This window comes from Stappia albiluteola (assembly GCF_014050225.1).
In the GTDB taxonomy this organism is placed as follows: domain Bacteria; phylum Pseudomonadota; class Alphaproteobacteria; order Rhizobiales; family Stappiaceae; genus Hongsoonwoonella; species Hongsoonwoonella albiluteola.
Map to the genome: position 1 here is coordinate 55,502 of NZ_JACFXV010000031.1, position 26,123 is coordinate 81,624.

At 65.4% G+C, this 26,123-nt stretch carries 26 protein-coding genes; 16 read left to right on the top strand and 10 right to left on the bottom strand.

What is annotated here, in order from left to right; all coding sequences use genetic code 11:
• Positions 1-85: 85 nt before the first annotated feature.
• The 5 genes from H2509_RS01940 to H2509_RS01960 all read right to left on the bottom strand — a co-directional run bounded on the left by H2509_RS01940 (position 86) and on the right by H2509_RS01960 (position 6,552).
• Positions 86-1,360, bottom strand: a complete 1,275-nt coding sequence (locus H2509_RS01940; RefSeq protein ID WP_182161745.1) for an imelysin family protein — start codon at positions 1,358-1,360, stop codon at positions 86-88.
• Between the two features lie 37 nt (positions 1,361-1,397).
• On the bottom strand, positions 1,398-1,910 hold the full coding sequence (locus H2509_RS01945; protein WP_182161747.1) for a hypothetical protein: 513 nt from the start codon (positions 1,908-1,910) through the stop codon (positions 1,398-1,400).
• 163 nt (positions 1,911-2,073) lie between these two features.
• On the bottom strand, positions 2,074-3,189 hold the full coding sequence (locus H2509_RS01950; RefSeq protein WP_182161749.1) for a response regulator: 1,116 nt from the start codon (positions 3,187-3,189) through the stop codon (positions 2,074-2,076).
• A 25-nt stretch (positions 3,190-3,214) separates the two neighbouring features.
• Positions 3,215-3,580 carry a response regulator gene (locus H2509_RS01955; protein ID WP_182161751.1) on the bottom strand — a complete coding sequence of 122 codons (366 nt, stop codon included), beginning with the start codon at positions 3,578-3,580 and terminating at the stop codon, positions 3,215-3,217.
• A complete protein-coding gene (locus tag H2509_RS01960) occupies positions 3,577-6,552 on the bottom strand; it encodes a GAF domain-containing protein (protein ID WP_182161753.1) in 2,976 nt (991 codons plus the stop codon). The genes H2509_RS01955 and H2509_RS01960 overlap by 4 nt, the downstream gene beginning before the upstream one ends.
• A 282-nt stretch (positions 6,553-6,834) precedes the next feature.
• Between H2509_RS01960 and H2509_RS01965 the strand changes: the two genes are divergently transcribed.
• The 7 genes from H2509_RS01965 (at position 6,835) to H2509_RS01995 (ending at position 11,644) form a co-directional block, all read left to right on the top strand.
• Entirely contained in the window at positions 6,835-7,761 is a 927-nt protein-coding gene (locus tag H2509_RS01965; RefSeq protein ID WP_182161755.1) for an AraC family transcriptional regulator, read from the top strand.
• A 147-nt stretch (positions 7,762-7,908) separates the two neighbouring features.
• Positions 7,909-8,373 carry a hypothetical protein gene (locus H2509_RS01970; RefSeq protein ID WP_182161757.1) on the top strand — a complete coding sequence of 155 codons (465 nt, stop codon included), beginning with the start codon at positions 7,909-7,911 and terminating at the stop codon, positions 8,371-8,373.
• A gap of 31 nt (positions 8,374-8,404) precedes the next feature.
• Positions 8,405-8,941 (top strand): DUF4142 domain-containing protein, encoded by a 537-nt coding sequence (locus H2509_RS01975; RefSeq protein WP_182161759.1) that lies wholly within the window; start codon positions 8,405-8,407, stop codon positions 8,939-8,941.
• Position 8,942: 1 nt separating this feature from the next.
• Positions 8,943-9,284, top strand: coding sequence for a cupredoxin domain-containing protein (locus tag H2509_RS01980; RefSeq protein ID WP_182161762.1), 342 nt, complete (start codon positions 8,943-8,945; stop codon positions 9,282-9,284).
• Between the two features lie 40 nt (positions 9,285-9,324).
• The gene (locus tag H2509_RS01985) at positions 9,325-9,714 is read left to right on the top strand and encodes a VOC family protein (RefSeq protein ID WP_182161764.1); all 390 of its coding nucleotides are present in this window, start codon (positions 9,325-9,327) and stop codon (positions 9,712-9,714) included.
• Positions 9,715-9,896: 182 nt separating this feature from the next.
• Positions 9,897-10,475 carry a uracil-DNA glycosylase family protein gene (locus H2509_RS01990; protein ID WP_182161766.1) on the top strand — a complete coding sequence of 193 codons (579 nt, stop codon included), beginning with the start codon at positions 9,897-9,899 and terminating at the stop codon, positions 10,473-10,475.
• Positions 10,476-10,585: 110 nt separating this feature from the next.
• Entirely contained in the window at positions 10,586-11,644 is a 1,059-nt protein-coding gene (locus H2509_RS01995; RefSeq protein ID WP_182161768.1) for a dipeptidase, read from the top strand.
• Between the two features lie 177 nt (positions 11,645-11,821).
• Here the strand turns inward: H2509_RS01995 and H2509_RS02000 are convergent, their stop codons facing one another.
• The gene (locus tag H2509_RS02000; RefSeq protein WP_182161770.1) at positions 11,822-12,124 is read right to left on the bottom strand and encodes a hypothetical protein; all 303 of its coding nucleotides are present in this window, start codon (positions 12,122-12,124) and stop codon (positions 11,822-11,824) included.
• A gap of 349 nt (positions 12,125-12,473) precedes the next feature.
• On the opposite strand from H2509_RS02000, the gene H2509_RS02005 reads away from it, so the two are divergent.
• The 6 genes from H2509_RS02005 (at position 12,474) to H2509_RS02030 (ending at position 18,049) form a co-directional block, all read left to right on the top strand.
• The gene (locus H2509_RS02005; protein ID WP_182161772.1) at positions 12,474-13,271 is read left to right on the top strand and encodes a potassium channel family protein; all 798 of its coding nucleotides are present in this window, start codon (positions 12,474-12,476) and stop codon (positions 13,269-13,271) included.
• Positions 13,272-13,395: 124 nt separating this feature from the next.
• The gene (mbfA, locus tag H2509_RS02010; protein WP_182161774.1) at positions 13,396-14,352 is read left to right on the top strand and encodes an iron exporter MbfA; all 957 of its coding nucleotides are present in this window, start codon (positions 13,396-13,398) and stop codon (positions 14,350-14,352) included.
• A 69-nt stretch (positions 14,353-14,421) separates the two neighbouring features.
• Positions 14,422-15,876 (top strand): cytochrome ubiquinol oxidase subunit I, encoded by a 1,455-nt coding sequence (locus H2509_RS02015; RefSeq protein ID WP_182161776.1) that lies wholly within the window; start codon positions 14,422-14,424, stop codon positions 15,874-15,876.
• A 4-nt stretch (positions 15,877-15,880) separates the two neighbouring features.
• Positions 15,881-16,888, top strand: a complete 1,008-nt coding sequence (gene cydB, locus H2509_RS02020; protein ID WP_182161778.1) for a cytochrome d ubiquinol oxidase subunit II — start codon at positions 15,881-15,883, stop codon at positions 16,886-16,888.
• A gap of 16 nt (positions 16,889-16,904) precedes the next feature.
• Positions 16,905-17,036 carry a DUF2474 family protein gene (locus H2509_RS02025; RefSeq protein WP_182161780.1) on the top strand — a complete coding sequence of 44 codons (132 nt, stop codon included), beginning with the start codon at positions 16,905-16,907 and terminating at the stop codon, positions 17,034-17,036.
• Between the two features lie 17 nt (positions 17,037-17,053).
• Positions 17,054-18,049, top strand: coding sequence for a glycosyltransferase family protein (locus H2509_RS02030; RefSeq protein ID WP_182161782.1), 996 nt, complete (start codon positions 17,054-17,056; stop codon positions 18,047-18,049).
• Between the two features lie 394 nt (positions 18,050-18,443).
• Here H2509_RS02030 and H2509_RS02035 read toward each other — a convergent pair whose 3' ends face one another.
• The 3 genes from H2509_RS02035 to H2509_RS02045 form a co-directional block, all read right to left on the bottom strand.
• Positions 18,444-20,072: a thiamine pyrophosphate-binding protein gene (locus H2509_RS02035; RefSeq protein WP_182161784.1), complete on the bottom strand. Its 1,629-nt coding sequence runs from the start codon at positions 20,070-20,072 to the stop codon at positions 18,444-18,446.
• Positions 20,069-21,352 (bottom strand): CaiB/BaiF CoA transferase family protein, encoded by a 1,284-nt coding sequence (locus H2509_RS02040; protein WP_182161786.1) that lies wholly within the window; start codon positions 21,350-21,352, stop codon positions 20,069-20,071. The genes H2509_RS02035 and H2509_RS02040 overlap by 4 nt, the downstream gene beginning before the upstream one ends.
• 134 nt (positions 21,353-21,486) lie before the next feature.
• Positions 21,487-22,329, bottom strand: coding sequence for an alpha/beta hydrolase family esterase (locus H2509_RS02045; RefSeq protein WP_182161788.1), 843 nt, complete (start codon positions 22,327-22,329; stop codon positions 21,487-21,489).
• A gap of 212 nt (positions 22,330-22,541) precedes the next feature.
• Here H2509_RS02045 and H2509_RS02050 point away from each other — a divergent pair, with 212 nt between their 5' ends.
• The 3 genes from H2509_RS02050 (at position 22,542) to H2509_RS02060 (ending at position 25,548) form a co-directional block, all read left to right on the top strand.
• Positions 22,542-22,985, top strand: coding sequence for a hypothetical protein (locus tag H2509_RS02050; RefSeq protein ID WP_182161790.1), 444 nt, complete (start codon positions 22,542-22,544; stop codon positions 22,983-22,985).
• 309 nt (positions 22,986-23,294) lie between these two features.
• Complete coding sequence (locus H2509_RS02055; protein WP_182161936.1) at positions 23,295-23,822, top strand: YcnI family copper-binding membrane protein; 528 nt, start codon at positions 23,295-23,297, stop codon at positions 23,820-23,822.
• A 118-nt stretch (positions 23,823-23,940) separates the two neighbouring features.
• A complete protein-coding gene (locus H2509_RS02060) occupies positions 23,941-25,548 on the top strand; it encodes a copper resistance CopC/CopD family protein (protein ID WP_182161792.1) in 1,608 nt (535 codons plus the stop codon).
• 78 nt (positions 25,549-25,626) lie between these two features.
• On the opposite strand, the gene H2509_RS02065 is transcribed toward H2509_RS02060, so the two are convergent.
• The gene (locus H2509_RS02065) at positions 25,627-26,100 is read right to left on the bottom strand and encodes a DUF302 domain-containing protein (RefSeq protein WP_182161794.1); all 474 of its coding nucleotides are present in this window, start codon (positions 26,098-26,100) and stop codon (positions 25,627-25,629) included.
• Positions 26,101-26,123: the final 23 nt, after the last annotated feature.

A 26,123-nucleotide genomic window follows, 5' to 3' on the forward strand; every position in this document is an offset into this window, starting at 1 on the left:
TCCCCGCCATTCCGGTATCTTTTGTGCCGCGCAGGCGCCATCCCGGACCAGAGAAGCGAAGCTGGTCCGGGATGACGATTGCAGCTCATTGAAAAACCGACCCCGGATTGTCGAGGCTGTCGGACCCTTCGAAGGCGATGCCGTCGAGCTTCAAGACCGCGACCGCGCGCTCGATCGCCCGGGTCTGTTCGACCAGCGCGTCGATCACCGCCTGGACGGTGGCGTTTCCTTCCGCGTTGCCCTCGCCGATCATCTGGTCATAGGCCTCGACGGTCTCCGCGCGCGCCTTCATCGCGAGCGCCTTCTCGACCGTCGCCTCGATCTTCGCGCTCACCTCATCGGCGACGGCCTGATCATGCTCGGCGACGAGATCCTTCAGCGAAACGCCTTCGACCTTGGCGCCGCCGAAGCCCTCGTAACGGCCGAGCCAGACATTGCGAATACCGAGAACGTCGTCGAGATGGGACATATGCGTATTGTCGGAGAAGCAGTCATGCTCCTCTTCCGGATCGTGCAGCAGCAGGCCGAGCTTCATGCGCTCGCCGGCGAGCTCGCCATAGGAAAGCGACCCCATGCCTGTGAGAATTGCGGCAAGACCGGCATCCTCGCCCAACTCGTCGAGCTCCTTGCGGGCAGCGCCGTCCGCCTTCCAGGCCGCGGCCATCTCTTCAAGATCGGCGACGAGCAGTCCGGTCGCAGCCTTCAGATAAGCCGCGCGGCGTTCGCAGTTGCCGCCGGTGCAGGCCTTCGGATCGAAGTCCGTGGCCGGACGCGCGCCTGCGCCCGCGTCGGTGAAGTTGAGATCCTGGCCCCAAAGCAGGAATTCGATGGCATGATAGCCGGTGGCGACATTGGCCTCGATCTCGCCGGCCTCCTGCAATTTGGAGGACAGAAGCTCCGGCGTGATAACGCTCGCGTCAATGGTCTCGCCGCCGAGCGTCAGGCTGGGATGAGCAATGATATTGGCCGTGTAGAACGGGTTTTCCGGCGACTCCGAGCCATAGGAAGCATCGACATAGTCGATCAGGCCCTCGTCGAGCGGCCAGGCGTTCACCTTGCCTTCCCAGTCGTCGACGATGGCATTGCCGAAGCGATAGACTTCCGTCTGCTGGTACGGACGGCGGGCAACCTTCCAGGCGGCGCGGGCGGCGGCGAGGTTTTCCTCGGTCGGCTCGGCGATCAGCCTGTCGGCGGCGGCTTCCAGGTCTTTGGCGGTCGTCAGCGCCTCGCCATAGGCGGCGGCGGCGATGTCGCCATAGGTCTTCAGCACGTCTTCGTCATGCACATTGCCATCGTGGGCGAAAGCCGCCGTCGTCAGCAGGATCGCGGTACCCGCCGCAAGCATTCTCTTCAGGTTCATCCCGGGTCCTTTCAAGTTCGAAACGAGATTGTCCGGCTCAGTGCCGGGTGGAATTGGCAGCATCGACATCCGCGGCGCCTTGCAGCGCATCGTCGGACGAACGGGAAGACAGGGTGAGGCCCAGCGCGCTGAGGGCGGCGCCGAGCGCCGCCGCCGCATCGAGCGTCAGGGTGAGGCCGTCAGCCCGCACGAGCCGGTCGGCAAGTGCGGCTGCGCGCGGCCGGTCGCCGGACTGGACGGCGGCGAGAAGTTCCAGCGCCAGGCATTCGTCGGCGCAGCGGCGCGGACAGCCATGCGGGAAGAGACAGAAGTTGCCCCGGAAATGGCCGTTGATCGCCCGCGCATAGCAGGAAAGCGCCGCAACTGCGGGACGCGCCCGCGCCGGCCCCAGCTTCGTCGCGAAGAGGTTCCAGGCCAGTTCCCAGCATTCGATACTGCCGGTGGCATAGCCGGACAGCCAATGGCGCAGGCCGTCGACCACAAGGTCCTCGGTAACGGGGCTGTCGGCGAAATCGCCGCGCCCGCCCCCGCCGGACCGGGAAGCGTTCATAGATGACAAGGCATCCTCCAATCGGCCGGGGTCAAGATCCGGTCATCAAAGGGTGTCGGCAAGAAAATATACTTGAGGCAAACAGTCAAGTTTAAAATCCCGATAAATCAATACCTTATAAGAATTCTAAAGTGAAATGATTCTAAGGTGAAATGGCGGACGATCAATTCCGCAGGCCCTGCAGCAGGAAAGCCGAAACCCGGCGGCGCATGCCCTTCAGCGCGATGTCGCCCGCCGGATCCGTATCGGCGAGGGAATCGATCGCCACCCGGACGCGACTGTCGACGAGGATCTGACCGCTCTCGGCCGCGCTGCACAGCCTCGCGGCGAGATTGACGACCGTGCCGACCGCCGAATAGTCCTGCCTGCCCTCGAAACCGATGCAGCCAAGCGTGGCGTAGCCGTGCGCAATGCCGACACCGAAGCCGAGATCGTGGCCGAACTGGCGCCATTCGCCGACCAAGGAGGAGACTTCCCGGCGCACGTCGACGGCCATGCGCGCGGCACGCTCGCACGGATCCGCGCAGGGCACGGGATCGTTGAACAGCACCATCGCGCCGTCGCCGGCGAAATGGGCAAGCGTTCCCTCGTATTTATGGATGAAGGCACCAAGGCTCTCGTGATAGGCGCCGAGCACCGCCATCACTTCCTCCGGTTCGGCGACCTCGGCAAAGCCGGTAAAGCCGCGCAGGTCGCAGAAGACGACCGTGACGTCGCGGCGATGGCTCTCAAGGAGCCTTTCCTGCCCGTCTGCCAGCACAAGCCCGGCGATCTGCGGCGATAGGAAGCGCTTCAGCCGCCCCATGCGCTCGATTTCGGCCACCTGACGGTCGACGCGCTCCTTGAGCGTCCGGTTCCAGGCGGCGAGCTCGGCCGCCTGCTCGGCGACCTGATCGTGCAGGGCCTTCAAGCGAAGCACCGATTTCACGCGGGCAACGAGCGCGGTGTGATCGATCGGCTTGGTGAGATATTCGTCCGCGCCGGCCTCGAGACCCGCCACCACATCGCGCGTATCGGCCTTCGCCGTCACCAGGATGATCGGCATGAAGGGAAGGTCCGGGTCCGCCTTGAGCCTCCTGCAGACCTCGATGCCGTCGATCTTCGGCATCATCACGTCGAGCAGGATCAGGTCCGGCAGATGCCCGCGCGCCTGGGCCAGCGCCTCCTCGCCGTCGGCGGCCTGCATCAGGTCGTAGCCGTGAGCCGACAGCCGTGCGCGGATGATGTCCCGGTTGGCCTCATTGTCGTCGACGATCAGGATGCGGGCGGGGCTGTGCATCGCCGTCTCCCCTGTATCACGGCCTTCATGGCAGGTATTCGCGGATCTTCGCCAGCAGGGCGCGCGGACTGTAGGGCTTGGTGACGTAGGCGTCGCAGCCGGCGGCGCGCGCCTTGGCCTCGTCGCCGCTCAGCGCATAGGACGTGATGACGATGACGGGTATGGCGGCAAGTGCCGCTTCGGCCTTGATCCGCCGCGTCGCCTCGTAGCCGTCCATCAGCGGCAGCTGGATGTCCATGAGGATGAGGTCGGGCGGGTCGGCAAGCGCGGCCGCCACGCCATCGCGGCCGTTTTCCGCCTCCGTCGTTTCGTAGCCGGCGCTGCCCAGCAGGTCGCGCAGGATGCGCCGGTTGTCTTCGTGGTCCTCCACCACAAGGATGCGCCGCGTCATGACTGCCCCGCCTGCTGTTCGACGATGACGGGCAGCGTGACGATGAAGGTCGAGCCTTGTCCCGGCTCCGACTCCACCCGGATCGCGCCGCCATGCATCTCCACGATGCGCCGCGATATCGCAAGCCCCAGCCCCGAACCGCCCTTCCTGCGCGTCGAGGAACTGTCCGCCTGCTGGAACTCGCCGAAAATGCGCACCTGGTCCCCGGCGGCAATGCCCGGCCCGGTATCGCGAACGGCGATATGGAAGGTACCGTCGCGGGCTTCGGCAAGGATCGCGACCTCGCCTTCGTCGGTGAACTTGATCGCATTGCCGACGAGATTGAGCAGCACCTGGGCGATCCGCCGCTCGTCGCCCCGGCCGGCCGGCAGGTCCGGCCCAACCTCGGCGCTAAAGCCGAGGTTCTTTTCGCCCGCAAGCGGCTCGATCGCGCTGACGACGCCGGCGATCACATCGCCCATCGCATAATCGCCGAGCGACAGAGTGAGCTGGCCGGCCTCGATCCTGGAAAGATCGAGCACGTCGTTGATCAGGCCGAGCAGATGACGGCCGTTCGACTGGACGCGCTCGAGCACGCTTTGCATGGCCTGCGGCGCCTCGCCGTAGATGCCGTCGAGCACCAGTTCCGTATAGCCGAGGATCGCGTTGAGCGGCGTGCGCAGCTCATGGCTCATATTGGCGAGGAACTGCGACTTGTGCCGGCTGGCAAGCTCAAGCTCCCGCCCCTTCTCCTCGATCTCGCTGAAGAGGCGGGCATTGTGGATGGCCAGCACGGAATGGGCGGCGAAAGTGCGCAAGAGCGCCACCACGTCGGAGGCAAAGGAGCCCGCTTCCCGGCGCAGGATGACGAGACCGCCGAGCACCCGCCCGTCGCGCACCAGCGGAATGGCAACGAGCGAGCGCATGCCCTCGCGCGCCAGGACCGCGCGAACCTGCGATGCGACCAGATGGCTCTGTTCGCCGACGTCGCTCACCTCGACCGGGCGCTGCGTGATACCGGCCCGCCCCACCGCTCCCTCGCCCATGCGCACCGGAGTGGCGCCGAGGATCTCCAAGTGGTCCTGCGAGATATTGTGCGCCGCCCTTGCGCGGAAGATCTGCTCGGCTTCGTCGAATTCGTAGACGATGCCGCCATAGCTTCCCGACAGTTCCACCGCCCGGCTGACGATCGTCGCCAGCACGACCTCCAGATCGAGCGTGGAGCCGATCGCCTGGCTCACCTCGTCGAGCGCGCGAAGTTCGTCGACGGAGCGGGCGAGCGCCCGCGTGCGGGCCTGCACCTCGTCGAAAAGCCGGACGTTCTCGATGGCGATCACCGCCTGGTCGGCAAAGGTCGTCACGAGCTCGATCTCCTTGTCGGAGAAGGGCCGGACGACGTTGCGCGCAAGAGCGATGACGCCGATCACCTCGCCGTCCCGCAGCAGGGGAACGCCCAGCGCGGTGCGGTACTGACCGATGGCCTGCGCGTCGCGCCAATCGTAGTCCGGCTCGTCCAGCACATCGATGACATGCACGGTCCTGCGCTCCAGCGCAGCGCGGCCGCTGACCTTGCCGCGCCCGGGTGCAAAAGGCCGGTTTATCATGAATTTCACGAGATCTTCCTTGCCCCGGCTGGCCGTTGCGACGTGAAAAAGACCGTCATCGCCAAGGCGAAAGATAATGGCCCATTCCGCGCGGCAGAGCCGGGACGCCGTCGACACGATGGCATCGAGCACCGGGTTCAGCTGGTTGGCCGAGCGGCTGATGACACCCAGCACCTCGCTGGTCGCCGTCTGCCGCTCCAGCGCCTCGCTCAGATCCCTGTTGCGCGATTCCAGTTCGCGGAAAAGACGAACGTTCTCGACGGCGATAACCGCCTGATCGGCGAAGGTTTGCAATAGCTCCACCTGGCGGTCGGGGAAATAGCCGGGCGCCTCGCGCGCAAGCGCAATGGCGCCGATCGGCACGCCGTCGCGCATCATCGGCACGGCGAGCGCGTTGCGATGGCCGAGCTGTTTCGCGACCGCGCCGAGCACATATTCCGCGTCCGCGTCGATATCCGGGATATGTTCCACCCGGCCGCTCAAGATTGCCCGCCCCGCCGCCGTGCCGCGGTTCGGCGGCATGGGGAAGGCGCGCTGCATCGCCTTCACGCCGTCCACCGGCAGGTCGTCATAGTGATGGGCGCTGAAATGCATCCGCTCGCCGTCGAAGCGGTAGACATGGCAAAGCATCGCGCCGCACAGGCGCGCCGCGCTGTGGGCGATCATGTCGAAAACGGGTTGGGCATCCGTCGGCGAACTGGAGATCACGCGCAGGATGTCGCTGGTCGCCGTCTCCCGCTCCAGCGATTCCGTCAGTTCGCTGTTGCGGGCGCCGATTTCCGCAAAGAGGCGGGCATTTTCCATCGCGATGCCGGCCTGATCGGCGAAGGCCTTCAGCAGGTCGATCTGCCGGTCTGGAAACGCCTCCGCCACCTTTCGCATCACGGCGATAGCCCCGATCGGCCTGCCCTCGCTCTTGATCGGCACGGCGGCAATGCTGCGAAAGGTTATGACCTTCGCCACCCGCTCGAATGTATATTCTCCGTCGAGCTCGATATCCGCGATGCGCTCCACCTCGCCGCTCAGGATGGCGCGGCCGGCCGCCGTTCCCCGGTCGGGCTCGGTGGACCATTCGCGGCGCAGCGCCTCCAGCGCCTCCTCCGTCAGTCCGTAATGGGCGACGAAACGCAGCCTCCCCCGCTCCAGGCGGAAGAGATGGCAGAACTCGGCGGCGCAAAGGCGCGCCGCGCTCGTTGCGATCATGTCGAAGACGGTCTGCGCATCCGCCGGCGACCGCGACAGGACGTGGAGGATTTCCCCCATCGCCGCCTTCTGCTCCAGCGCCTCCGACAGGGCCGCGCGGCAGGCCGCAAGCTCCCCTGCCGGCCCCGCCGGCTGTCCGGCCGCCTCGCCGGGGCTGGCGGCACCGCTGGTGTCCTGCAGCTTCATGCGATCACCATGCCTGCGGCCGTCGCAAACCCCACCGTGGCCGGCAGGGCGAAACAGAACCGCAGCATTCAGATCAGAAATATTATTTTATCACAGCCCACTTCGTGCGGTTAGCGGGAATGAGGCCGGACAGGTCTGCGCGCGGGATACCCGCCGCTATCCGAAGTGTGATCGCAATCCGCCGCAAGGCCACTGGCCAACCCTGCCGTTCGCACCTAATCATTTGCATTCCGTCCCAACAGGCCGGACGAAACGCAAATATAACGGAGGCAGGATCGCCATATGGACGTGCTCAACGATATCCTCGATACCCTGAACCTCCGGGGTGTCCTGTATTTCCGCACCGATTTTTCGTCGCCCTGGTCGGTGACGGTGCCCGACCTCAGCCAGGCGGCGCGCTTCCATCTGGTCGTGCAGGGCCATTGCCACGTGCAATTCCCCGACGGCGAGGCGGTCGATCTCGGGCCCGGCGACCTGGTGCTGATCCCGCGCGGGCGCAGCCACGTGCTGGCCGACGCCGCCTGTGCCGCCGCACCCGAGCTTGAGACCGTTTTGAAGGCCGTCGGCTACAAGGGCGACGGCGTGCTTGTCGTCGGCGAAGGCGATCCCAATGCCACCACCCAGATGGTCTGCGGCCACTACACGTTCCGAAACGGCGCCGATCACCCGATCCTGCGGGCGCTGCCCGACCATCTGGTGACCTCGGCATCCGTGCGGGCACGCGAACCGTGGCTCGACGAGATGCTGCGGCTGGTCGTGCGCCGGGTCTTTTCCGACGAGATGGGTTCGACGGCAGCGGTCACCCGCCTGTCAGAGATCGTCTTCATCGAGCTGCTGCGCGTCGGCATCGGCCAGAGCCAGGAGTTGCAGGCGATCCTGTCGGCCTTCCGCGACAAGCAGATCGGCCGCGCCCTGCAACTCATCCATGCCCGCCCCGCCGATCCCTGGACGGTGGAAAGCCTTGCGAGCGAAGTCGGCATGTCGCGCAGCCGCTTCGCCGAGCGCTTCAGCGAGATGATGGGCACCGGACCGATGGCCTATCTCGCCGACTGGCGGCTGCAGAAGGCACTGTCCCTGCTCGACGACCAGCACTGCAGCGTGCAGCAGGTGGCGATCCAGACCGGCTACCAGTCGCCGGCCGCTTTCAGCCGCGCCTTCTCGGGAAAATTCGGCCTGGCGCCGACCGAATATCGCAGGAATGCCGCTTAACTTTCACGATCCGTTGCAGGGCGTCCCAAACGCTTTGCGACCTATCCCATACTGATCGGGCCTGATTGATCCAGCGTCCGATCTTGCGCATCGTCTCCCTCGTCAAATGCCGGCGGCTGAAACGCCCCGGATGACGAGGGAGGCAGGATGCAAGAGGCAACGCAAATCGGGAAAGCCAGGCTTGCGGCAGCAATGCCGAGGCCGCTCACCGCCACGCGTCAGCCTCGCTACGGCGCGCCGCATGTCGTCGGCAAGCCGCACCGCCTGTCCTCCCCCCTGTTTCGATTTCTCGGTTTCGCCGGAGCTCTCGCCGGCGGAAGGCTTTCGAGCGGCATGAACAGCCGCCTTGTCGCTCCCTGGACGGTTGCGCAAGCGGCGATCGACCGCGCCGTACGAAAGCTGAAGAAGAACCCGGGCGGCCTGTTTTCGGGCCCAACGGGCGGGAGCGCAGCGCGGTTTCGCAAGACCCGCGACCAGAGTTCGGGTGCCGATGGAACCGGCCGGTATCAAGCCCCTTGTGCCGACGGATCGATCGTCACCCGCCCCATCGGCCAGTCGCCCAAAGCGAAAGCCGGCATTCGGTTCCCCACCGCCGGCTCAATGGCTGCATGACATAGAAACTGGACACAGAGAGGAATTCCCGATGTTCAACACGCTGAAAATCGCTGCCGCCGCGGCCGTCGTCGCCGGTTCCTTCATCGCTCCGGCCGTCGCCGAAGACAAGATGAACGACCTGGAGATCGCGCATACCGCCTACACCGCCGGCAACCTCGACATTCGCTACGCCCACCTTGCGCTGGCCCTCAGCGAGGACGCCTCGGTGCGCGAATTCGCCTCGACCATGATCCGCGACCACAGTGCGGTGAACGACGAGGCCGTCGCCCTTATCACCAAGCTGAAGGTGACGCCGCAGGACAACGGCCTCAGCCAGGCCCTGGTCAAGGGTGCGGCGGAGAAGCGCGCCGAGTTCGTCAAGCTCTCCGGCAAGGCCTTCGACTGCGCCTATGCCAAGAACGAGCTCGGCTACCACCAGATCGTCAACCAGACCGTCGAAGGCAAGTTCATCCCGGAAGCGACCGTCGCTCCGCTGAAGGACCTGCTGAAGAGCGCGCTCGTGACCTTCAAGGCGCATGAAAAGCACGCCGAGAACATGGTCAAGGGCCTGAACTGCGGCGCCTGATATGCTCCGCATCCGCAAAATCGGTGGCGCCCTTCTGGGCGCCATCATCCTGCTGACCGCGGCATGCGGAAACGGCGCCTTCGCCGGCGAGACGCACCAGGTGGTCATCGAGCGGTTCGAATTCGTGCCCGCCACGATCACGATCCGCGCGGGCGACGCGATCGAATTCGTCAACCGGGATATCGCGCCGCATACCGCGACCGAGGTCGAGGGAGAGTGGGATACGACCGAACTAGCCAAGGGACAGGCGTCGCGGCTCGAATTCGCGGCGGCCGGTACGTCGGACTATTTCTGCGCCTTCCACCCGCACATGAAGGGGAAGGTGATCGTCACCCCGCAGTGACTCATCCAAACTTACCAAGGCGTCACAACAGGAGACCCAGATGCCCATCGTCGATCATCTCAGCGTAGGCGTTCCCAATATCGCGGAAGCCCGCAAGTTCTACGACCCGGTCATGGAGACCGTCGGCGCCAATTGCCTGGCGGCCAGCGACGGCTTCGCCGCCTACGGCAAGGACCGCGTCGAATTCATCATCATCCTGCCCTTCGACGGCAACGCGCCGACCGGCGGCAACGGCACCCATATCGCGCTCGTCGCCGCTGCGCCGGCCGCCGTCGATGCGGCCTATCGGGCGGCGCTTGCCAATGGCGGCACCGACGAAGGCGCCCCGGGACCGCGTGAAGGCTACCCGATCCCCAACGTCTATACCGGCTATGTGCGCGATCCCTTCGGCAACAAGCTGGAAGTGATCCACAACGGCTTCGCCGGCTGATCGCTCACACAGTTTCAGCAGGCACCTGCGAAAGGGCCTGTCATGCCCGGGTCTCTCTCTTCCCCGGCCGGCATGGCAGGCCTTTTCCGCATCCCGTTCGTCTTGCAATACGAACCGGCCTCATGCCATTTGCGAGGCTGCAAACATCGGATCCGGCGCGAGCCAAAGACGGAGAGCAGCGCATGAGCGGCATCGAAGGCCTGTTGCGGGACGTGCGGGCCTGCACGCTTTGCGCCGGACTGCCGCTCGGACCGCGTCCGATCCTTCAGGCGGCCGAGGGCGCCAGGATCCTGATCGCCGGCCAGGCGCCGGGCCGCAAGGCGCACGAGCGCGGCCTCCCCTTCGACGATGCTTCCGGCGACCGGCTGCGCGCCTGGCTCGGCGTCGACCGCGACACGTTCTACGACGCCTCGAAGATCGCCATCCTGCCGATGGGTTTCTGCTTCCCCGGCACCGGGAAAAGCGGCGACCTGCCGCCAAGACCCGAATGCGCGCCGCAGTGGCGCCGGACACTGCTCGACGCCCTTGAAAACGTCGAACTGACGCTGGTGATCGGCCAGTACGCACAGGCCTGGCACCTGGGCGCCCGCCAGTCCGACAATCTGACCAAAACGGTGCAGGACTGGCGCTCGTTCTGGCCGCAACTGCTGCCGCTTCCCCATCCAAGCCCGCGCAACCTGCGCTGGTTCAAACAAAATCCCTTCTTCGAAACCGACATCCTTCCCGTCCTTCAAGACAGGGTCAAAAGCCTGATCGGCTGAACGCCCCCGGCTCAGGGAACAGTATCTGCAATGCGCCTTGCGCGACGCGGCCAGAAAAACGCAGGATGCCCGCAATCATTTTCAGTAAACGATTCGACGGGATTTTCCTGATGCAGGCCAGCCGCCCCTACCCCGTGTTCGACGGGCACAACGACACCCTGCTGAAGCTTGAGCTTCAGGCCGGGACGCCGAAGGACGGCTCCTTCATCGACGGCAATCCATTCACCCATATCGACCTGCCGCGGGCGCGCGAAGGTGGGTTCGCCGGCGGCCTCTTCGCCATGTTCGTGCCTTCGGTGGTCGCCCGGAACGGCGAGTTGTCCTTCAATCCGGCCGATCCGGCGAATTTCGCGGAGATCGACCAGCAGACCGCCCTCGGTCTCACGCTACGCCTTGTCGCCCGCGCCGAACGCCTGGCGCGCGCCAGCAAGGGCGGGATTTCAATCGTGCGATCCACCGCCGAGACCCGCGCGGCAATCGATGCCGGCCGTCTCGCGGTGATGCTGCATATCGAGGGCGCGGAGGCGATCGACACGGATTTCGTCGCGCTCGAGGTGCTTCGCGCAGCAGGCCTGCGTTCGCTCGGCCCGGTCTGGAGCCGCAGCAACGCCTTCGGCCACGGAACCCCGATGGCCTGCCCCTCGTCGCCCGATACCGGGCCGGGACTGACGGATGCCGGCAAGGCGCTCGTTACCGCCTGCAACGAGCTGAAGATCCAGATCGACCTGTCGCACATCACCGAAAAGGGCTTCTGGGACGTGGCGAAGCTGAGCGACGCGCCGCTGGTCGCCTCCCACTCCAATGCACATGCCATCTCGCCGTCGGCGCGGAACCTGACCGACAACCAGCTTGCAGCCATCGCCGAAAGCCGCGGCCTCGTCGGCCTCAATTTCCATACCGGCTTCCTGCGGCCGGACGGCCGGGCGACCTCGGACACGCCGGTCGAGCTGATGGTGCGCCATCTCGACCATATGCTGTCGATCCTGGGAGAAGACGGCGTGGCGATCGGCTCGGACTTCGACGGCTGCCTGGTGCCGAAGGAAATCAGGGACGCCGCCGGCCTGCCGAAGTTGACGGCGGCCATGGAGGCCGCCGGCTACGGCAGGGAACTGATCGAAAAGATCTGCTGGAAGAACTGGCTTTCCGTACTGGAACGCGCCGGCATCTAGAGCATATCCCGCCAAATCTGAATCGGATTTGGCGATAAGGATATGCTCAAAGCATTGATCCTGGAGCGATTTCTTGATCCACGAAAGCGATCCCGCTTTCGTGGAAAGCGCTCTAGCAGACGGCGGCAAGAGGCTGCAACGTGCCGCGGCAGCCGGAAGAGGGGAATGGAGCGCGGACTACTCCGCCGCCGAACAACGGGTCGCATCCGCTTCCGCGTCGATGCGCTCCTCCAGGAACGCCGCGATATTGAGGGCGACCGCGTGCAGGCGCTTCAGCTCCGCCTCCCGGCGCGAGCCGGCGACGATCTCGCGGACATTGCTGCTGAGCGCGCCATTGCCGAAGCGGCCGGCCGTGCGCACGATGAACCGGTACAATCCGCCATCCGCCGCCATGGGCGTATGCAGGATCTCGCCCACATGCTGCTCCGCAAAGCGAAGGGAATCGTCTAGCGTCGGTGTCGTAGCGCGCGGTGCCGGCATTCTTCTGCTCATCATTCGGTCGGGATATGGCTTTGCCAGTGCATATCCCGTTCAAATCGAACCGATCTGAACGACAAGAAAATACTCAAAGCATTTATCCCGGAGCGATTTTGCGTCCTTCAGGTGAGTTCGCCTGAATGGGAAGCGCTCCAGGGCCAATCCTTCGAACCGGATTGAACTGTGAGCCGATTCGCCGGAGAATCCAAAAAACATTAACGAGAAGTTAAACTTTCGACTTATCAGCAATCCGTGATGGAATATGCGCCCGATCTTCTGCCGGCTTGCATGGACGAAAAAAACGAGGCGAGAAATTCTCGCGACAGCTTGAGAGGATAATTCGGAAGCCGCAATGAAAGGGATCGAAAAGACTGGCGCAGGATCGTTCCGGGAAGGTCTGCGGGAGCTGTATTACGGCGACGAGCGGCGATCGAAAAGATTTCGCGTCGTATTGCTCGCTTTCGATCTGCTGACGATCGGCTATTTCATCATTTCCTCGATGCTAGACCCGAATACTACCGATCACACCATCGACTATCTGATCGCGTCTGTTCTGGCGCTCGACTATACTGCACGGCTCGCCATAGCCAATCGCCCCTGGAGGGCGGCGATTGAATTTACCGCGATCACAGACCTTGTCGTCATATTGTCGCTGGTCGCTTCGGCCTTCGTGGAAAACCTCGGCTTCCTGAGGGTTGCGCGCATGCTGCGGCTGCTGCGCTCCTACCATGTGGTGAAGGAACTGCGCTCGATTTCACCCTATTTCCGGCGCAACGAGGAGATCATCCAGTCGAGCGTCAACCTGCTGGTCTTCATCTTCGTCGTCACAGCCATCGTCTATGTCACCGAGGGTCACCAGAATCCGTCGATCAATACCTATCTCGACGCGCTCTATTTCACCGTGGCAACCCTGACGACGACGGGCTTCGGCGACATCACGCTGACCGACAGCTTCGGCCGGCTGCTTGCGGTGGTCATCATGGTCTTCGGCGTCGCGCTGTTCCTGCGTCTCGTCCAGACGATCTTCCGGCCGCAGAAGGTTTCCTATACCTGCCCCGATTGCGGGCTGACGCGCCACGATCCGGATGCGGTGCACTGCAAACATTGCGGCCGCACGATCCACATCCGTACGGAAGGCGAGTGGCTGTAGGATACGAACCGGCGGCGCGGTACCGTGTCGCACGCGGCAAATCCGTTGCAAACGTTGAGTAAATTTACGCTACCTTGGCCCGACCCGAACCTGCGGGCGACAGAATTCAGGCATCCGGGGGCACATGAAGCGTTTTGACGATTTGAGCGAAGCGGAAATCCTCGCGCTAGCCATTTCCAGCGAAGAAGAGGATTCCCGCATCTACCAGGCCTTTGCCGGCCGGCTGCAGGCGGATTACCCGGCATCCGCCGCGCTGTTCGGCGCGATGGCGGAGGAAGAACGCCAGCACCGCCATCTGCTGCTTGAGCTCTATCAGCGCAAATTCGGCGATACGCTGCCCTACATCACCCGCCAGGACGTGAGGGGCTTTCTGAAGCGCAGGCCGATCTGGCTGATGGAGAACCTGCGCATCGACGCGGTCCGGCGCCAGGCGGAGATCATGGAATTCGAGGCTGCGCAGTTCTATGCCAAGGCGGCGGCGCGCGCCCGCGACGTCGATGTGCGCAAGCTGCTTGGCGACCTTGCCGAAATCGAGCGGGGGCACGAGGCGAAGGCAGGCGAACTGGGCAAGGCGGCCGCCGAAACCGGCGCCTATGACGAGGAAAGGGAGACGGCGCACAGGATCTTCGTCCTCCAGGTCGTGCAGCCGGGACTTGCCGGACTGATCGACGGCTCCGTCTCGACGCTCGCGCCGATCTTCGCCGCCGCCTTTGCCACCGGGCGCTCGTGGGATGCGTTCGTCGTCGGCCTTGCCGCTTCCATCGGCGCGGGGATCTCGATGGGGCTGACGGAGGCCCTTTCGGACGATGGCGAAATCACCGGCCGCGGCTCGCCATGGCTGCGCGGCGTCGTCTGCGGCGTCATGACGGCGCTTGGCGGGCTCGGCCATACGCTGCCCTACCTCATTGCCGATTTCTGGACCGCGACGGGCGTTGCCGGCGCCGTCGTCGCCGTCGAGCTGCTGGCGATCGCCTGGATCCGCTGGAAATACATGGAAACCCCGTTCCACTCGGCCATCGTGCAGGTGGTGCTGGGGGGATTGCTGGTGCTGGCGGCGGGCGTCTTCATAGGCTCGGCCTGAGGTAACATAGTTGGACGAAAGGCAATTCTCGGTCCAGACTGGGATGCCGCTGCGGTATGGAGGTACCCTATGGAGCTATGGACCGAGGAACTGGCCCAGGACCTGGCGAGGCTACAATTCGCCTTCACCGTTTCCTTCCACATCATCTTCCCGTCCTTCACCATCGGGCTTGCGAGCTATCTGGCGGTGCTCGAAGGCCTGTGGCTGTGGACGTCGCGCGCCGTCTACCTGCGGCTGTTCCAGTACTGGCTGAAGATCTTCGCCGTGGCCTTCGGCATGGGCGTCGTCTCCGGCATCGTCATGACCTATCAGTTCGGCACCAACTGGTCGGTGTTTTCCGACAGGACGGGGCCGGTGCTCGGGCCGCTGCTGGGCTATGAAGTGCTGACGGCCTTCTTCCTGGAGGCGGGCTTCCTCGGCATCATGCTGTTCGGGCTGAAGCGGGTCGGCGCGAGGCTGCACTTCCTGGCAACCTGCCTCGTCGCCTTCGGCACGGCACTGTCGGGTTTCTGGATCCTGTCCGCCAACAGCTGGATGCAGACCCCGGCCGGCCACTCGATCAACGCCGCCGGCCAGTTCGTGCCGGAAAACTGGTTCGAGATCATCTTCAATCCCTCCTTCCCCTATCGCTTCGTGCACATGATGCTGGCCGCCTACCTGACGACGGCCTTCGTGGTGGGCGCGGCCGCAGCCTGGCATCTGCTGCGCGGCGAACGCGGCGAGGGCGCGCGCGTGATGATTTCCATGGCGATGTGGATGGCTGCGATCGTCGCTCCCATCCAGATCCTTGCCGGCGACATGCACGGGTTGAACACGCTGGCGCACCAGCCCGCCAAGATCGCCGCGCTCGAAGGCCATTTCGAAGCGCAGGCCCGCGCGCCGCTGATCCTTTTCGGCTATCCCGACATGGAAAAGGCGGAGACCCTCTACAAGGTGGAGGTTCCCGCGCTCGGCAGCCTGATCCTCACCCATTCGCTCGACGGGACGGTTCCGGGGCTGAAGGACTTTCCCCGCGAGGACTGGCCGAACGCGACGATCGTCTTCTACTCCTTCCGCGTCATGGTGGGCCTGGGCTTCCTGATGGCGGCACTCGGGCTTGCGAGCCTTGTCGCGCGCTGGCGGGGCGTCTTGTCGGAAAGCGCGCTGCTCCACCGCTTCACCCTCATAATGGGTCCGTCCGGCTTCATTGCGGTGCTGGCGGGGTGGATCACGACGGAAGTCGGCCGCCAGCCCTTTACGGTCTACGGGCTGCTGCGAACCGAGGACAGCGTCTCGCCGATCGCCGCTCCGGCAGTGGCGACGTCGCTCGCCGTCTTCGTGGTGGTCTATGTGATCATCTTCGGCATCGGCATCCGCTACCTGATGAGATCCATGGCGGTCTCGCCCGACGATACCGGCATGCCCGATATCGGCCCCGAGCCCGGCCAACCGATCCGCACCGCGGGAACCGCCCCCGTGGCGGCCCTTGCCGGAGGCGTCGCCAGGCCATCGTCCAAAAAGGCCTCGTCCAGCACAGCGGAGTAGCGTCATGCCATTCGATCTCCCCTTCATCTGGGCCCTGCTGATCGCGGTCTCCATCTTCGCCTATGTCGTGCTCGACGGCTTCGATCTCGGGGTGGGGATCCTGTTTCCCTTCTCGGCGAGCGAGGACGAGCGCTCCATCATGATCAATGCCGTCGCTCCGGTCTGGGACGGCAACGAAACCTGGCTGATCCTGGGCGGCGGCGGACTCTTCGCGGTGTTTCCGCTGGCCTATTCGGTGCTGATGCCGGCCCTTTATGCGCCGATCATCGCCATGCTGATCGGCCTCGTCTTTCGCGGCGTCGTGTTCGAGTTCCGCTTCAAGTCGAGCGCCAGGAGCCGCCCGAACTGGGATCTCGCCTTCTTCCTCGGCTCGCTGGTCGCAACCTTCGCGCAGGGCGTGGCACTGGGCACGGTGGTGCAGGGCGTCGCGGTGGAAGGGCGCGCCTATGCCGGCGGCTGGTACGACTGGCTGTCTCCCTTCACGCTGATGACGGGCGCCGCGCTGGTCGCCGGCTACGGTCTCCTGGGCGCGACGTGGCTGGTATGGAAAACGGAAGGTCCCGTGCAGCAGCGCTTCCGCTCGCTGAGCGGGCGGCTCGCCATCGCCGTGCTCGGCTTCATCGGCGTTGTCAGCCTGTGGATGCCGCTCAGCGAGCCCGAGATCTTCGCCCGCTGGTTCGCCTATCCCGCTTCCTTCGTCACGCTGCCGGTGCCGGTGCTGGTCGCCGCCTGCGCGGGACTGCTGTTTGCCGGGCTGAAGGGAACGCGCGACAGCGTGCCGTTCCTCGCCGCGCTCGGCCTGTTCCTCCTGTCCTATGTGGGCCTCGCGATCAGCCTCTATCCCTTTATCGTGCCGCGTTCGATCACGATCTGGCAGGCGGCGGCGCCGCAATCGAGCCTCGCCTTCCTGCTGGTCGGCGCGGTCATACTCCTGCCGCTCATCCTCGGCTATACCGCCTATGCCTATTGGGTGTTCCGCGGCAAGATCCGCCCCGGAGAGGGATATCACTAGAAGAAGGCTGTCATTGATGACCGACGGCAACGCGGAGCATGGCGGGGCGGCCAAAGCCTGGCAGCGCTGGCTCTGGTTCGCCGGCCTGTGGGCGGCGGGCGTTGCCACGCTCGCCACGGTCGCATATATCCTGCGCCTCTTCCTCTGACAAAGGCCAGTTCGAGCATGAAGATCGCGGCCATCCGGCCAAGGGTTTCCGCCGGCAACGCCTTTGCGGAGCTGTTCAGCCGCAGCCTGGAGGAAAACGGTTTCGCCACCCGCGAGTTCTCCTGGAGCGGCCTGCTGCTGCCGCGGCAGTCGCATGTGATCCTGCATTGGCCGGACTATTTCTTTCAAGAAGCCAGCGCCGATACCCTGCTGAGGTTGCAAGCGCTGAAAATCGCCCGAGCGATCCATGGCGCAAAGATCGTATGGGTGGCCCACAACATCTCCCCGCATGACAATGCGACGGAAAGCCGGGAGATGGCGCGCCGCTTCCTTCGTGCTGTCGACGGGATCGTTCACCTGAGCGCCCACTCGCCGGACCTGCTGCGGGAAGCCTTCGGCATCGCCCCGCGCCGCGAAATCGTGGTGCCGCACGGCAACTACGCCCCGAGCATGCGCCTGCCGGTTGCGGCGGAAAGCCGGGACTTCGAGCTCCTGCGGCTGTTCAGTTTCGGACAGATCCGACGCTACAAGAACCTCGAGAGCCTGATTTCCTGCGCAAGGGCCGTCCGCTCGCAAGATCTCAGGCTGACGATCAGCGGGCGGCGCATGGACGAGGCCGTGAGCGCGGGGCTTGAGGCACTCGCTTCGGGCGATCCGTCCATCGTCCTCGATCTGCGTCCGCTTGCCCTGCCCCAGGAAGAGCTGGAAGCGGGAGTGGACGAAAGCCACGCCGTCGTCCTGCCTTACGCCGCAATCAACAACAGCGGCGCCGCGATCTTCGCCCTGTCGCGCCACCGTCCCGTCCTGGCGCCGAGGCTCGGCGCACTGCCGGAACTGCTGGCGGAGGTCGGCGCGGACTGGCTGCGCCTCTATGACGGGCCGCTGACGTCCGAAATCCTGGAGGATTTCGCCAATTGGCTGACGGCACGGCGCCCCGGCGCACCGCCCGACCTTTCCGCCCGTAGCTGGGAAACGATCGGCCGCCGGCTTGCCGATTTCCTCGCCTCGCTTTGACGCAAAAGCGGCAACCGCGGCGTCGCTTTGCAAAACCGCGAAGGCGGGTTACGCTTCAACCATGTTCAACAACTGAAAGGAGGTGATCCGATGTCGAGTGGGAACACAGGTTTCGGGTTTCGGCCCGGGCATCCGGCCATGACGTTGGAGCAGCCTTCGACGCGCAAGGCGGATGCCTGAGGATACCCGGCTCCGAGCGGCCTCCGGTCGCTTGAGGAGCCGATCCGGGCTGCGAAGCCCGATCCTGAACCACGGGAGGGCCGCTTGAAGCGGCCCTCTTCGTTTTTAAGAGCGCGTCCCGTCTAACCGGACTCACTTGGCGCGCTCTATCTATTTGATAGTTCGCATGTCCTTATCCCAAACCGGTTCCCACTTTTGGGGGACATGCGCTAGCTCAGATCTTGCCGTCATAGGCACGCCGGCCGATGCGGCAGGCAAGCAGCGTGAAGGTGTCGCGGGACAGGGCCGCCAGCGCCTCGCGCTCCAGCGTCTCCCGGTCCTCCACCCACACGCCATGGCCGCCGAAGATCGCGGCAAGCGCCGGGAAGTCCGTGCCGGCGAAATCGACGCCGAGATTGGCGCGCTGCGTGTTGCGCTGCTTCAGCTCGATCAGCGACAGGCTCTCGTCGACCAGCACGCAGACGATCACCGGCACCTTGAGATCGCGCAGGCTCGCCAGTTCGCCAAGGCCCATCTCGAGCCCCGCATCGCCGACGAAAACGACCACCGGACGGCTCGGATCGGCAAGGCGGTGGCCGATGCCGAGCGGCAGGGCGCAGGCCATGGTGCAGAGCGCGGAAGATTGCAGCATTCCGCGCTCAAGCCCGGTCTCCCAGATCTGCGAAGCGAGAATGCGATGGGCGCCGCTGTCGGCCGTCGCAACCGTGTTCTTCGGCAACACGGTTCGGAGCGCGTGGAACACGGTCGCCGGCCCCCACCCATCGGCCTCCGGCGCGAAATCGGCGCGCAGTTTCCGCCGCGCATCGGCAGGCTCGGCACCCGGCCAGGTGGCGCGATGCGGCAGGCCGTCGGTCAGCGCCTGCAGGGTCGGCTCGACGCCGCCGATCAGGCAATGACGGACCTGGTGCATGCCATGGGTGCGCGAAACCGGCGTCAGCTCGATGACCGGCGCATCCACGGGCCAGGGATCGCGCCAGTTGATGCGCATTTCGATCGGGTCGTAGCCGAGCAGCAGGATGCAGTCGCTCTGCTTCAGGAGCGGCAGCAGATGGCGGTCGGCCCTGGGGCTCAGGCCCGCGCCGCCAAGCGAGAGCGCATCGGCTTCGTCCAGCAGGCCCTTCGCCTTGTAGGAAGTGATCAGCGGCACGTTGAAACGCCGGCAGAAGGCGGCGATGGCATCGCCCGCGCCCTCGTTCACCGCATCGACGCCGGCAATGGCGATCGGCCGCTCGGCGCCGGCCAGAAGCTGGCGGGCGGCCTCGATCCCGCCGCTGGCCGGTCGGCTGGCGCCGGCCGTGGCGAGCGCGGCATAGGCGCGGAAGGCTTCCACTGTCTCGCCTTCGGCGACGCCGATCGGCACGTCGATATGGACGGGGCCCGGCTGGCCGTCGAGGGCGATGGCGATGGCCTTGTCCATCATCCGGTCCAGCGCGCCGAAGCTGGCGCGGAAGCTTGCCTTGACGATCGGCCGCAGGAGTTGCTGGTGGTCGAAGACCTGATGGGTATAGGTCTCCGCCTCCGCCGCATCGACGCATCCGGTGAGGAAGATCAACGGCACCCGGTCCTGCCAGGCATTGGCGACCACGTTGATGGCATTCGTGACGCCGGGGCCGAGCGTGGCCAGCAGCACGCCGGGCGCGGAGCGGCCGGCTCGTGCCTCGGCATGCCAGACGCCCTCGGCCATGAAGCCGCCTGCATTTTCATGCTTGACCAGATGGAAGGCGAGGCCCGCCCGGTCGAGCGCTTCCATCAGCGCCAGCACTTCGCCCCCCGGAATGCCGAATGCATGTCGGCAGCCCGCCGAGTGAAGCTTCGCCGCGATAATGTCGGCACCGGTCGTCATGCGTCGTCTCCAAGGTCGATGATATTGTCCGCCGCCAATGCGGCAATTTCCGCGTCGCTCAGGCCAAGATGCGAGGTAAGCACGGCAGCAGTGTCCTGGCCGCGCCGCGGCGGCGCCTTGCGATAGGTAACCGGCGTCGCGCTCATCTTGATCGGATTGCCGATCAGGTCGACGCTGCCGCTCGTCTCGTGTGCCATTCTCACCCTCATTCCCCTATGAATAACCTGGGGATCGGAAAAGACCTGGGCAAGATCGTTGATCGGCCCGCAGGGCACGCCGGCTGCTTCCAGCGCGGAAATCCACCAGTCGGCGGGATGGCGGGCGGCAAGTTCCTCGACGAGCGGTTCGAGTTCGAGGCGATTGCGGACCCGATCGGCATTCCTGGCAAAGCGCGGATCGCCGGCAAGCTCCGGCGCGCCGGCCACCTCGCAGAAACGGGCGAATTGCGCATCGTTGCCGACCGCCAGGATGAAGGCGCGATCCGACGCCCGATAGGCGTTGTAGGGCACGATGGTGGGATGGGCGTTGCCGCGCCGGGGCGGCACATTGCCGTCGGTCAGGTAGGCAAGGCCCTGATTGATGAGCCAGGCGACCTGGGTGTCGAGCAGGGCGATGTCGATATACTGGCCCGCGCCGGTCAGGCTGCGGTGATGCAGCGCGGCGAGGATCGCGTTGGAGGCGTACATGCCGCACATGACGTCGGCGATCCCCACACCGGCCTTCATCGGCTCGCCGCCTTCCTCGTCCGGCCTGCCGGTCAGCGACATGATGCCGCCCATGCCCTGGATCAGGAAGTCGTAGCCGGCGCGCGCCGCATAGGGGCCAGTCTGGCCGAAACCGGAAATCGAGCAATAGATCAGGCCGGGGTTGGCCGTCTTCAGGCTCTCGTAGTCGAGGCCGCGCCGCTTCAGGTCGCCGACCTTGTAGTTCTCGATCAGGATGTCTGCCTTTTCGGCAAGCCGGCGCAGGAGCGACTGGCCTTCCTGCGCCGCGATATCGACGGCGATCGACTGCTTGTTGCGGTTGGCGGCGAGGTAATAGGCGCTTTCGCGGGTCTCGTTGCCATCCTCGTCCTTGAGGAAGGGCGGACCCCAGCCGCGCGTGTCGTCGCCCTTGCCCGGGCGCTCGACCTTGAGCACGGTGGCGCCGAGATCGCCCAGAAGCTGGGTTGCCGTTGGTCCGGCGAGAATACGGGACAGATCGAGCACCAGCAGCCCGTCAAGCGGCCCCTTCTTCTGCCCGCCGGTCACACCTGCATTCCGCGCATTGTTATCGGCCATCGAATTTCCCTGTCACGCCGGCATTGCGAAAGCCTGTCGGTCAGGGCTCTCCAATAGACCTCCCGTCGCCGTCGGCAAAGCCCGTTCCACGGGCAATTGGCCAACGGATAGCGAGAAAGTGATCGCAGGCCGCGCTACCAGCCCTTCTGCTTGCCCAGTTCCCGCCAGGCGCGCTTGACCCATTCCGCCCGCACGCTATGGCCGCCGGGATGCAGGCAGACCTCCAGCAGACCGTCGCCCGTGCGCTGGCGTTGGCAGGAGAAATTGTTGTCGTGGTCGAGCTTGGGGAACACGACGGGCAGGCCTTCCGTCTTCTGCCAGACGGCCAGTCCCTGGGCGACGTCGCCCTGATGCCAGAGCGCGCCGATCGGCCGTCCGGCCAGCGGCACCGTCCGGTCGCTCGTGCCGTGCACGTGGAACAGGATCGGCGTCGGCGACGGGCAGGTATCGGGGATCGGATCCCAGAAGGCGCCGGCGATCGGCGCATAGCCGGCGAAGAGTTCGCTACGGTAACAGGCGATATTCCAGACCATCGAGCCGCCGATGGAGAAGCCGGACGCCATCATCCGGTCTCGGCGGATGGGAAAACGCGTCGTCGCGTCCTTTATCAGGGCCTCGAAATAGGCGAATTCGTCCCGGTTCCGGCGCGGCGAACCCGGATAGGACCAGCCGCCGCCCTCGCCATTGGCGGCGATGAAGGCGACGTTCAGTTCGTCGGCAAGCTTCGCCCAGCCCCTGTTGCGCATTTCCCCCGCCGCGGAACCGCGCCAGCCATGCACGAAGACGATGGCGCCGATCGGCGTCTTGCCGTCCCAGGCAGAGGGAAAGCGGATGCGATAGTCGCCGCCCTCGATCTGGCAGGGCGTATCCGGGCCGCAGGCCGATGCCGGCGCGGCCGCCATCGGCGAGGCGGCAAGAAGCGCGGCCATGGCGGCGGGTGAAAGAAATTTTTGGAAAAGATACTTGAGAAAGGACATGGACCATCCGCGAACTGGTTGCCGTTGCGGTCCAAGAATGCGTCCGTATGTCTCGTCGGCAAGCCCAAATCGATCACGCCTCGGTGAACGACAGATCTCGCAGCCGGCCGGAAAACTCACGCGTCATCACTTCAGCGTCAGTTTCTTCGCGGTAACCCGCAGCGACAAAGAATTGCGTTGAATGCGACAGGGAATTGATGCAGCTCTGAAGCATGAATTCCTTGCGTGGCCTCAGGCTCCGCATCGCCGTGATCGCATCCTATGCGTTCATGATGATGGTGATGGGCTTCCTGCACCAGCCGGTGGCTGGCGTCAGCGATGCCGCACGCGTGGACCAGGCGGCCGTCGCCGCCGGCGACGCGGCCCATGCTGGGCACGCGCATCATCATTCGGGCGGCGCCGATGCGCCGCCGATCCACGCTTCCCATCACGGCGACCCCGATGCGGACAATCCGCATCAGGGCCACAAGATGCGGATCTGCGACGCCTGCATGGTCAATGCCGGCCATGCGCCGCTCTCCGCGCCGCCCTCGCTCGATCCCGTCTTCAACGACGGCGGCGAAAGCTTCGCCGTCGCCTCGGATACCGTTGTCCGCGATCATTTTGCCGGCTCCGGCAACCCGCGCGCGCCGCCTGCCGCTCGCGTCAGCGCCTGAAAGTCCGCATACGCCGGCACCCTGCCGGCCAGCGCGCGGCTCGTCGTCCAGACGGGTGTCCTCAGGCGTAACTCCCTGAATTCCTGAAAATTTCACCGCATTTCGCGAAAGCGGCGGCGCTCGCCTTCGGCCTTGAGCGCAAGGCGCCGGATTTCGCACCGATGCGGCAACCAGACCGGGGAAGAGCTGGCGACGGTCGCCCGCCAGCCGGACCTCATGGACGCGCGGTCAATCCGGGCGCCCGGCGGCCGATTACGCTCAACCCATGCTGCGGCGACGCAGCCAGCAAGAGACAAGACAATGACCAGAATGAACCGGACACTCGCCGCTCTTCTCGGATTTTCCTTCCTTGCCGCGCCCACGGCGGCCTTCTCCCACGCAACGCTGGAATTGAAGGAGGCACCGGTCGGCTCGACCTACAAGGCGGTCTTCCGCATCGGCCACGGCTGCGACGGCGAGGCGACGCTGAAGGTGCGCGTCCAGGTGCCGGAAGGTTTCATCAGCGTGAAGCCGCAGCCCAAGGCCGGCTGGGAGCTCGAGACCGTGAAAGGCAAATACGCCAAGGCCTACACGCTCTACGGCCATGAGGTCAGCGAAGGCGTGAAGGAAGTGGTGTGGACCGGCTCGCTGCTTGACGAGCACTACGACGAGTTCGTGGTGCGCGGCTCGCTCGCCGCCGATCTGGAGCCGGGCAAGACCTTCTACATCCCGGTCGTGCAGGAATGCGCCACCAAGGCCGAGCGCTGGATCCAGATTCCGGCCGAAGGCCAGGATCCGGACGACCTGGAATACCCGGCGCCCGGCGTCAAGCTGCTCGAAAAGAAGGGCGGTCACTGAGCCCTCCGAAGGATAGCCCTGCCGCGATCCTGAAAAGGCGCCCCTTCCGGACCATGGCGTCCGGAAGGGGCCTGCAAATACTTGAAATGATAGAAGGCTCCACTTAGGAACTCCGCTCATGAATTCGGTCAGGTCATTGCGATTTCTGTTGCCGGCCCTTCTGTGCCTGTTGCTTGCTGCCGGTTTCGCCGGCAAGGCACTGGCGCATGCCCAGCTGATCGCCTCCCAGCCGGCGAGCGGCGCGGTGGTGAAAGCTGCGCCCGAGACCCTGCGCCTGACCTTCAATGAGCCGGTTTCCCTGCTCGGCCTGAAATGGTTCGCGCCGAACGGGCGGGAAGAGGCAGTCGGCGAACCGGGCTTCGATGCCGAAAGCCTGATCCTGCCGGTGCCCGAGAACGCGGGTGAAGGAACGCATCTCGTCAGCTACCGGGTAACCTCCCTCGACGGGCATGTGATCGGCGGCACGCTCGCCTTCTCCATCGGCAAGGCCTCGGCCGCGCCGGTTGCCGGCGATCCGGCCGATGCCGGCGCGTCCGCCGCGCGGCTGGCCGCCGCCGCACGCTTCCTGCTGACCTTGACGCTGACGATCGCCGCCGGCGGCGCGGCATTCTTCGCTTTTCCCGCAAGGAACATCGACGGCCTCGACGCGCCGCGCCGCTTCGCCCGCGTCTTTGCCTTTTTCGGTCTCTTTGCCGCGCCGCTTGCGCTCGGCGTGCAGGGGCTCGACCTGCTCGGCCTGCCGCCCGGCGGCCTGCTCACCGCAGCGCCCTATCAGGCGGCATCCGCAGGCCCCTTCTTCTGGACGGCAAGTTTCTCCTTCACCGCCTGCCTGCTGGCAATCGAGGCCCTTTGCAGGCGTTCGGCAAGGCTTGCCGGTTTCGGCGCCTGGATATTCGCCGCGCTCTCCTTCGCCATGTTCGGACACGCGGCGAGCGCAAGCCCGCAGGCGTTGATGCGCCCGGCCGTGACGCTGCATGCGGCCGCCTTCCTGTTCTGGCTCGGCTCCCTGCCGCCGCTCCTTTATGCCGCTGGCCGCCGCCTGCCGGACCTGGCGCGGCTGCTGAAAAACTTCTCCAGCTGGGCGGTGCCGCTGGTCGGCCTGCTGACGGCAACCGGCATCGCCATCGCCTTCATCCAGGTCGAGGCGCCCGGCTATCTGCTGTCGACGGATTACGGCCTGATACTTGGCGGCAAGATCGGCCTTTTCGCCCTGCTGCTCGGCCTTGCCGGCCTCAACCGGCTGATCCTGTCGCCCGACATCGGAAAGGGCGAGGGAAGCGCGGCGCGGCGCCTTGCCGGCTCGGTCAAGCTCGAGATCGTGCTGGCAGCGGTCGTGCTCGTCGCCGCCAGCTCCTTCCGCCTCACTCCGCCGCCCCGGGCGATCGCCGCGGCCGACAGGGCGGGCGCCAGCGCGCATCTTCATCAGGAACGTGCCGCCGCGAACGTGGTCGCCCGTCCGGGCCGGCGCGGCGAGAACCGGCTGACGCTCGACATTTTCGGCGCCGACGGCGCGCCGCTGGCGGCGAAGGAAGTCAGCCTCGCCCTGTCGCGCGGCGATCTCGGACTGGAGCCGATCAAGGTGAAGGCAACGGCGGACGGCAAGGGCGCCTGGGTAAGCGATCCCGTGCCGCTGACGCTGGCGGGAGACTGGAGCGTCAACCTGAACATTCTGGTGAGCGATTTCGAGGAAACGTCGCTCGCCGGTTCCATCAGCATTCGCCACTAAAGAAGGCTGTTTGCGGGCGTTCCTCTCGCCCGTCCGTGCCCGGGCCGGATTTGGGGAAATCCGGCCCGGGCATTCTCTTTATCGGGTGGCTTTCGCGGCAATCGTCGCAAAAACTCCGTCGAGTTCGGCGGCAAGCTGCTTCAAGTCCTCGCCGCCCTCGTCGAAATAGGGAGCGAAGACGAAACTCGGATGTTTGTAGGACAAGGTGGCGGTGCCGTCGGCCTCCTCCGTCACGTAGAAGCGGATCGGCGCTTCGATGCCGGCGGCGACGCTCGCCTGCAGCATGCGGCGCGCATAGTCGTTGCGATAGACGCCGATCACCCGGTTGCCGGGGATGGTGAGGCCCTGCGCCCGCGCGCCGTCGGAAGCGCTGGCCTGGGTGACGAGGCCCATCTTCTCGGACGTCACGGCCTGGCGCACCTTCTCCACCAGATCGCTGAAGGAGTCCTTCGTCGCGATCACCGACCAGCCCTCGCGCGGAGCGATTTCGCTGGCTGCGAGGGGCGACGAGAGGGCGATCGCCATGGCGGTGGCGACGGCGGTTCTGAGCATCCTGTTCTCCTTGTCGGTATCGG

Excerpts from the sequence above, each read along its gene's own strand:
- H2509_RS01940 (WP_182161745.1), bottom strand. The coding sequence starts at position 1,360 with ATGAACCTGAAGAGAATGCTTGCGGCGGGTACCGCGATCCTGCTGACG.
- H2509_RS01945 (WP_182161747.1), bottom strand. The coding sequence starts at position 1,910 with ATGAACGCTTCCCGGTCCGGCGGGGGCGGGCGCGGCGATTTCGCCGAC.
- H2509_RS01950 (WP_182161749.1), bottom strand. The coding sequence starts at position 3,189 with ATGCACAGCCCCGCCCGCATCCTGATCGTCGACGACAATGAGGCCAAC.
- H2509_RS01955 (WP_182161751.1), bottom strand. The coding sequence starts at position 3,580 with ATGACGCGGCGCATCCTTGTGGTGGAGGACCACGAAGACAACCGGCGC.
- H2509_RS01960 (WP_182161753.1), bottom strand. The coding sequence starts at position 6,552 with ATGAAGCTGCAGGACACCAGCGGTGCCGCCAGCCCCGGCGAGGCGGCC.
- H2509_RS01965 (WP_182161755.1), top strand. The coding sequence starts at position 6,835 with ATGGACGTGCTCAACGATATCCTCGATACCCTGAACCTCCGGGGTGTC.
- H2509_RS01970 (WP_182161757.1), top strand. The coding sequence starts at position 7,909 with ATGCAAGAGGCAACGCAAATCGGGAAAGCCAGGCTTGCGGCAGCAATG.
- H2509_RS01975 (WP_182161759.1), top strand. The coding sequence starts at position 8,405 with ATGTTCAACACGCTGAAAATCGCTGCCGCCGCGGCCGTCGTCGCCGGT.
- H2509_RS01980 (WP_182161762.1), top strand. The coding sequence starts at position 8,943 with ATGCTCCGCATCCGCAAAATCGGTGGCGCCCTTCTGGGCGCCATCATC.
- H2509_RS01985 (WP_182161764.1), top strand. The coding sequence starts at position 9,325 with ATGCCCATCGTCGATCATCTCAGCGTAGGCGTTCCCAATATCGCGGAA.
- H2509_RS01990 (WP_182161766.1), top strand. The coding sequence starts at position 9,897 with ATGAGCGGCATCGAAGGCCTGTTGCGGGACGTGCGGGCCTGCACGCTT.
- H2509_RS01995 (WP_182161768.1), top strand. The coding sequence starts at position 10,586 with ATGCAGGCCAGCCGCCCCTACCCCGTGTTCGACGGGCACAACGACACC.
- H2509_RS02000 (WP_182161770.1), bottom strand. The coding sequence starts at position 12,124 with ATGCCGGCACCGCGCGCTACGACACCGACGCTAGACGATTCCCTTCGC.
- H2509_RS02005 (WP_182161772.1), top strand. The coding sequence starts at position 12,474 with ATGAAAGGGATCGAAAAGACTGGCGCAGGATCGTTCCGGGAAGGTCTG.
- mbfA (WP_182161774.1), top strand. The coding sequence starts at position 13,396 with ATGAAGCGTTTTGACGATTTGAGCGAAGCGGAAATCCTCGCGCTAGCC.
- H2509_RS02015 (WP_182161776.1), top strand. The coding sequence starts at position 14,422 with ATGGAGCTATGGACCGAGGAACTGGCCCAGGACCTGGCGAGGCTACAA.
- cydB (WP_182161778.1), top strand. The coding sequence starts at position 15,881 with ATGCCATTCGATCTCCCCTTCATCTGGGCCCTGCTGATCGCGGTCTCC.
- H2509_RS02025 (WP_182161780.1), top strand. The coding sequence starts at position 16,905 with ATGACCGACGGCAACGCGGAGCATGGCGGGGCGGCCAAAGCCTGGCAG.
- H2509_RS02030 (WP_182161782.1), top strand. The coding sequence starts at position 17,054 with ATGAAGATCGCGGCCATCCGGCCAAGGGTTTCCGCCGGCAACGCCTTT.
- H2509_RS02035 (WP_182161784.1), bottom strand. The coding sequence starts at position 20,072 with ATGACGACCGGTGCCGACATTATCGCGGCGAAGCTTCACTCGGCGGGC.
- H2509_RS02040 (WP_182161786.1), bottom strand. The coding sequence starts at position 21,352 with ATGGCCGATAACAATGCGCGGAATGCAGGTGTGACCGGCGGGCAGAAG.
- H2509_RS02045 (WP_182161788.1), bottom strand. The coding sequence starts at position 22,329 with ATGTCCTTTCTCAAGTATCTTTTCCAAAAATTTCTTTCACCCGCCGCC.
- H2509_RS02050 (WP_182161790.1), top strand. The coding sequence starts at position 22,542 with ATGAATTCCTTGCGTGGCCTCAGGCTCCGCATCGCCGTGATCGCATCC.
- H2509_RS02055 (WP_182161936.1), top strand. The coding sequence starts at position 23,295 with ATGAACCGGACACTCGCCGCTCTTCTCGGATTTTCCTTCCTTGCCGCG.
- H2509_RS02060 (WP_182161792.1), top strand. The coding sequence starts at position 23,941 with ATGAATTCGGTCAGGTCATTGCGATTTCTGTTGCCGGCCCTTCTGTGC.
- H2509_RS02065 (WP_182161794.1), bottom strand. The coding sequence starts at position 26,100 with ATGCTCAGAACCGCCGTCGCCACCGCCATGGCGATCGCCCTCTCGTCG.